The 6,506-nt window shown below is 55.3% G+C and carries 4 protein-coding genes and 1 CRISPR repeat array; of the genes, 3 read left to right on the plus strand and 1 reads right to left on the minus strand.

Annotated elements, in window-relative coordinates; translation table 11 throughout:
• The first annotated feature begins 131 nt into the window (after positions 1–131).
• From cas9 to cas2, 3 genes are read left to right on the plus strand one after another with little or no spacing between them, the layout of a single operon-like run.
• Complete coding sequence (cas9, locus tag ACMV8A_RS15360) at positions 132–2,264, plus strand: type II CRISPR RNA-guided endonuclease Cas9 (protein WP_495326764.1); 2,133 nt, start codon at positions 132–134, stop codon at positions 2,262–2,264.
• A 4-nt stretch (positions 2,265–2,268) separates the two neighbouring features.
• Positions 2,269–3,198: a type II CRISPR-associated endonuclease Cas1 gene (gene cas1 / locus ACMV8A_RS15365; RefSeq protein WP_495326762.1), complete on the plus strand. Its 930-nt coding sequence runs from the start codon at positions 2,269–2,271 to the stop codon at positions 3,196–3,198.
• A 6-nt stretch (positions 3,199–3,204) separates the two neighbouring features.
• Entirely contained in the window at positions 3,205–3,531 is a 327-nt protein-coding gene (cas2, locus tag ACMV8A_RS15370; protein ID WP_495326763.1) for a CRISPR-associated endonuclease Cas2, read from the plus strand.
• A 70-nt stretch (positions 3,532–3,601) separates the two neighbouring features.
• A CRISPR array of direct repeats spans positions 3,602–6,347; the repeat unit is 36 nt; unit sequence AGTTTACATCATCGGGATATGCGCTCTGGCCGGAAC.
• 64 nt (positions 6,348–6,411) lie between these two features.
• Here cas2 and ACMV8A_RS15375 read toward each other — a convergent pair.
• Positions 6,412–6,506: IS3 family transposase (locus ACMV8A_RS15375; protein ID WP_495326754.1), on the minus strand; the 95-nt coding region annotated here is incomplete at its 5' end.

Raw genomic sequence — 6,506 nt, forward strand, 5'->3', positions numbered from 1 at the left:
GCATCACGCAACAATTGCACATCGGCCACCTTCCACGGCGACCGCAATCCAAGAATCTGGGCGTACAGGTCTATGTCTCTCATGGTTCAACAGGCTAAGCTACCCACTCGATCCGGGGAAGAGCCATAAAAATAAGAAAGGCTTTGAAGCTTCCGGGGACGACACGGTTTAACCTTGAAGACATCAAGCGTGACAGACTCAAGGGTAATGTCACTAACGCCATACTCTCCAAGCCTGCTCTCTTTGGCGAGCAGTGGCACACCTTTACCCCCGTGCTACAAGACGAAATCGTCGATAAACTGTTGAGCGAAGCGAGCGAATCAGTTTTGGTGGATTGGCTGCAACAGACAGCCGGGATCGACGAGGCTGTTGCCGAGCGGGTTGCCAATGCCAGTCTGCCGGAAGGATACGGAAGTCTCAGTCGTGCCGCATTGGCTCGTATCCTGCCGGAGCTGGTCAAGGATGTTGTGGTGTATTCCGAAGCAGTAACTCGCGCAGGGTTTGATAGTCACAGCGCCCTGTCGCATGCACAGCAGACTGGGGAGATTATGGATGCGCTTCCTTACTATGGTGAGCCATTGCAGCGTCATGTGGGGTTTGGTACGGGAAACCCGAGTGATTCGCCCGAGAAGCGTTATGGAAAAATCGCCAATCCCACGGTTCATATCGGGCTAAATGAGCTGCGCAAGGTGGTGAATGCCCTCATTCGACGCTACGGCCATCCCAGCGAGATCATTGTGGAGGTGGCGCGCGATCTGAAAATTAGCCGGGAAAAGAAGCTTGAAATCCAGAAGGAGCAAAAAATCCGGCAGGATCTGAATGAAGCGCAGGTTGCCGAGGCATGTAGGGCGCTGGGGCTGACGCCTACAAATCTTGACAAAGCGAAACGCCGTGACCTGTCGCAAAGGATGCAGTTGTGGGTGGAGCTAAATCCAAAGGATGCATCTGATCGACGCTGTCCCTATACCGGTGAGCAAATCAGCATCACTAGGCTGTTGTCCGATGAGGTCGAGATCGAACATATTCTGCCGTATTCCATGACGCTGGATGATAGTCTCAATAACAAGACGGTCGCCATGCGGCGCGCCAATCGGGACAAAGGAAACCAAACGCCATTCGCAGCATTTGGAGCACAGGCGGTGCTTGGGTATGACTATGCGGCGATGCTCGAACGCGCCGCGTTCATGCCCAAGGCCAAGGCCAAGCGATTTTCCCCTGACGGATACGAGCAATGGCTGAAAGATGATAAAGACTTCCTCGCACGAGCCCTCAATGATACCGCGTATTTCTCACGTATCGCCAAGGAGTATCTGTCCCTGGTCTGTCCGCCAAACAGGGTTCGCGCGATCCCCGGGCGCATGACGGCGTTATTACGCGGAAAGTTCGGCCTGAATAACCTGCTTTCCGGCTCCGAACTAAAAAACCGCAATGATCATCGGCATCACGCGATTGATGCCGCGGTTGTCGGTATTACGGACCAGGGTTTGCTCCAGCGTTTTGCCAAGGCCAGTGCCAGCGCAAGGGCGATGCAACTGGATCGATTGGTGGACGAAATGCCCTTGCCATGGCCAGGCTACCGTGAACATGTGGAGCGAGCTGTAAATAGCATTATCGTTAGCCATAAGCCCGACCACGGCTATCAAGGTGCGATGCATGAAGAAACAGCCTGGAGTTTGCGAGCTGATGGTCAGGTTACCCGCCGAGTACGCCCGGAAGGTGGCGGGCCTCGTGAGCAGGAGACCAAGCATAAGAACCTTGTGATGATCAATAGCACTCGCGACCTTGAACGACATGGGTTGGACGAGCAAGGACAGCCGAAGCCATACAAGGGGTACGTGGGGGGAAGCAACGACTGTATAGAAATATGGTGTGATGACAAGGGCAAGTGGAATGGCGATGTGATATCGACCTTTCAGGCGTATCAGGTGATCCGGGAGTTCGGTGAGGTTGATGGCTATCGTAAGCTCAGAAACCCGACGGTTGCTCTCTCCGGAAAGCCGTTGGTGATGCGTTTAATGATTGATGATCTTGTAAAGCTGGACATTGATGGTGTCACAAGGATTATGCGTGTGGTGAAGGTTAGTGGTAACGGTCAGATTTTCTTTGCAGATCACAACGAGGCCAATGTTAGCGAACGTAACCTCAGTAAGGATGACGTCTTTGTATACATCTCTAAAATGGCTGGTTCATTACAAAAAGCACATGGTCGTCGAGTTGTTGTCTCGGAAATAGGTGATCTGCGCGTTCCCGGTTTTGTGAGATGACGGCATGATCGGCCGCATTGTTGAAGTGGCCGATGATAGAAGGCACTTGTTTGTCTCGCGCGGTTTTATGGTGGTGCAGGATACGGAGGGCGAGCGCCGGGAGCTGGGACAAGTGCCGCTGGATGATATCGCCGCGGTGATTGCCAATGCTCATGGTCTGAGTTATTCCAATAACTTACTGGTAGCTTTGGCGGAAAGGGGGGCTCCCTTCGTGGTCTGTGGGGCCAACCACAATGCGGTGGGCATGGTGTGGCCGGTGGACGGCAACTTTCAGCAGGCCAAACGATTCGATGCGCAACTGGCTGCCGGTAGGCCGATGCAAAAGCGCTTGTGGGCGGACATAGTGCGCTCGAAATTACAGCAGCAAGCAGCGGCCCTTGAAGCGGCTGGCGCGCCAGTTGCTCCCTTGGCGGCATTGGTAGGCAAGGTCCGCTCGGGCGACCCCGACAATCTTGAGGCCCAGGGCGCCCGCCGTTACTGGGGCTTGCTGTTTGGTGAAGGCTTTCGTCGAGACCAGAACGGGGGCGGTGTGAACGGCATGCTCAACTATGGCTATACCGTATTTCGAGCGGCAACTGCGCGTGCCGTTGTGGCTGCCGGGTTGCATCCGACGCTCGGGTTGCATCACTGCAACGAGGGGAATCCTATGCGTCTGGTTGACGATCTCATGGAACCGTTCCGTCCTTTGGTTGATCTGCTTGTCTGGCAGTTGCAGCGTAGGGGGGAATCAGAGGTTGCGCCAGACACGAAGCGTGCCTTGGTGCGCTCGCTTTATGACGACATGCAAACCAGTTCAGGTGCGACGCCAGCCATGGTTTGCATGCAAAGACTCGCTGTGTCGCTGGCCCAGGTCTATATGGGGGAGCGCGAAAAGCTGGACTTGCCCCTCCCAGGGTTACCACTGGCCCTAGCCATGACACTGGCGGATGATTGATCTACGATGCTTAGCGGGTATCGGCTGATGTGGATCGCAGTCATGTTTGATCTGCCAGTGGTCGAAAAGGCAGAGCGCAAGGCGGCCACCAACTTCCGTAACGCATTGTTGGACATGGGTTTCGAGATGGCACAATTCTCGGTCTACATGCGGTTCTGTACCAGCCAGGCCCAAATAGATACCTACTGCAAACGGGTAGAAAGCGCCTTGCCAGAAGGGGGAAGGGTGAATATCCTGACTTTTACTGATAAACAGTACGAACGTATTGTTTCCTACTTCGGGAAAGCCAAGCAGGCTGCCAAAAAATCACCCGACCAATTCGATTTGTTCTAAAAAATGCGACTATTTTTCTTGTGCAAAAAACACGTAACCCACCGGAAATTCAGTGGGTTACGTGGCATCTAGTTTACATCATCGGGATATGCGCTCTGGCCGGAACCCTGAACGAAAAACTAAGTGCCCGCATTGTAGTTTACATCATCGGGATATGCGCTCTGGCCGGAACTCAGCGATCCGCGCCTGCTCGGTGATGACGAGTTTACATCATCGGGATATGCGCTCTGGCCGGAACTTGATTTGCGCCTGATTCATTGCCTCCAGGAGTTTACATCATCGGGATATGCGCTCTGGCCGGAACATGAACGCCACCTTGCGCGAGGACGGCCAGAGTTTACATCATCGGGATATGCGCTCTGGCCGGAACGTTAGTTGTCGCGTTGTTTGCGGCATCCTCAGTTTACATCATCGGGATATGCGCTCTGGCCGGAACTGCGGGAACCATCAGAGGCCGCCAGATAGCAGTTTACATCATCGGGATATGCGCTCTGGCCGGAACCTTGAACAGATAGCCAAGGAGTGCGCAGCCAGTTTACATCATCGGGATATGCGCTCTGGCCGGAACTCCCGCTGCATATCAATATATGCAGCCGCGAGTTTACATCATCGGGATATGCGCTCTGGCCGGAACTATGGCATTTGGCGGACGACCTCTACCTCGGAGTTTACATCATCGGGATATGCGCTCTGGCCGGAACAGTTCTGTGTAGAACCCCTCAGCCATGGCGAGTTTACATCATCGGGATATGCGCTCTGGCCGGAACCTGCGCGCGGCCGAGGAAGTAGCGGCCGAGAGTTTACATCATCGGGATATGCGCTCTGGCCGGAACGGCGGCAAGTCGCGGTGGTTTGACTTCGGGAGTTTACATCATCGGGATATGCGCTCTGGCCGGAACTTCACCTATTCGACGACGCAAACCATGGTCAGTTTACATCATCGGGATATGCGCTCTGGCCGGAACAATGCCGATCTGGCCGAGATGGACCGCAAGAGTTTACATCATCGGGATATGCGCTCTGGCCGGAACATCCAGGCGCCGGCGCGAATCGCACCATCAGAGTTTACATCATCGGGATATGCGCTCTGGCCGGAACTAGATCCGTGGCAGTACGGGGCGCTCTGGCAGTTTACATCATCGGGATATGCGCTCTGGCCGGAACGACCGACTCCATGCACTGGCGTAGGACCTCAGTTTACATCATCGGGATATGCGCTCTGGCCGGAACTCAGCGTCAGCGATAAAAACGTACCCTTCGAGTTTACATCATCGGGATATGCGCTCTGGCCGGAACGCGAAAAGATAGCCACAGCTTGCGGTCACACAGTTTACATCATCGGGATATGCGCTCTGGCCGGAACCGCGCCGAATGGCTGACGGCCTGTCACTTCAGTTTACATCATCGGGATATGCGCTCTGGCCGGAACGTGCGCGGCGCGCTTCTCGACGCCACCGTGAAGTTTACATCATCGGGATATGCGCTCTGGCCGGAACGTCATCATTTAGCGGCTCGCCAGTTACTGGAGTTTACATCATCGGGATATGCGCTCTGGCCGGAACGTAGCCGGCCGCCTCGATGGCCGGCATGTTAGTTTACATCATCGGGATATGCGCTCTGGCCGGAACACGCCGTGATGGCGGCCCTCAACGTGGCCGAGTTTACATCATCGGGATATGCGCTCTGGCCGGAACGTGAATGGAATCCACCCGTACACCGGATGTAGTTTACATCATCGGGATATGCGCTCTGGCCGGAACCTCCCGCACCGCTTAAGCGGGGGGCCTGGCAGTTTACATCATCGGGATATGCGCTCTGGCCGGAACGTACTGGTGATGCCGACGCAGGCGCGGCCGAGTTTACATCATCGGGATATGCGCTCTGGCCGGAACCCCGGATGCAGAGTTGCCACGCGGGCATTTAGTTTACATCATCGGGATATGCGCTCTGGCCGGAACAACGTCGACTGGATATACATCGACGTGGTCAGTTTACATCATCGGGATATGCGCTCTGGCCGGAACTGGTGATTCGTGATTAAAAAGTATTCCAGAAGTTTACATCATCGGGATATGCGCTCTGGCCGGAACACGGGTACTACACAGGGGGCATAATCGTCGAGTTTACATCATCGGGATATGCGCTCTGGCCGGAACAAAGGCGGCCTGGTCGGCGAGCAGGCGTTCAGTTTACATCATCGGGATATGCGCTCTGGCCGGAACTCGGGCGTGGTGCCCATCTGTGCCGCGCGCAGTTTACATCATCGGGATATGCGCTCTGGCCGGAACAGCAGTAGCAGGAGAGCGAGGATGAGTGTGAGTTTACATCATCGGGATATGCGCTCTGGCCGGAACACCGCTATCATGAGCGCCACAACCGCCGACAGTTTACATCATCGGGATATGCGCTCTGGCCGGAACAGCTGGCCCATGGTAATAGACGGGTGCACCGAGTTTACATCATCGGGATATGCGCTCTGGCCGGAACTGGCGGGATACGCCTGTGGCTTTTTCAATGAGTTTACATCATCGGGATATGCGCTCTGGCCGGAACGCTGAGGAAACGGCCAACCGCATCCGCAAGAGTTTACATCATCGGGATATGCGCTCTGGCCGGAACCCGCCATGCTGGCCGCTGCCGGCTGCACCGAGTTTACATCATCGGGATATGCGCTCTGGCCGGAACCAGTGGATGGCGCAGGGAGAGAGGAGGAGAGTTTACATCATCGGGATATGCGCTCTGGCCGGAACTGCGCGCAGGCCTCGAAGCCCGCATGCGCAAGTTTACATCATCGGGATATGCGCTCTGGCCGGAACTCATGCACCGCATCAATCATGCTCACAGAAAGTTTGGCCTGCCCCAGGTTCTGCGTACACCCGCCTAAGCTAAATTAGCTTGCCTCTCGTACTCCATCGGACTCAGGTAGCCCAAGGTCGAGTGCCGCCGACGGGGATTGTAGAACAGCTCGATGTAGT

The sequence above is a fragment of the Sulfurivermis sp. genome (genome assembly GCF_059410345.1).

What these genes read in the sequence shown, in the direction of transcription:
- cas1 (WP_495326762.1), top strand. Translation starts at nt 2,269, where the DNA reads ATGATCGGCCGCATTGTTGAAGTGGCCGATGATAGAAGGCACTTGTTT.
- cas2 (WP_495326763.1), top strand. Translation starts at nt 3,205, where the DNA reads ATGCTTAGCGGGTATCGGCTGATGTGGATCGCAGTCATGTTTGATCTG.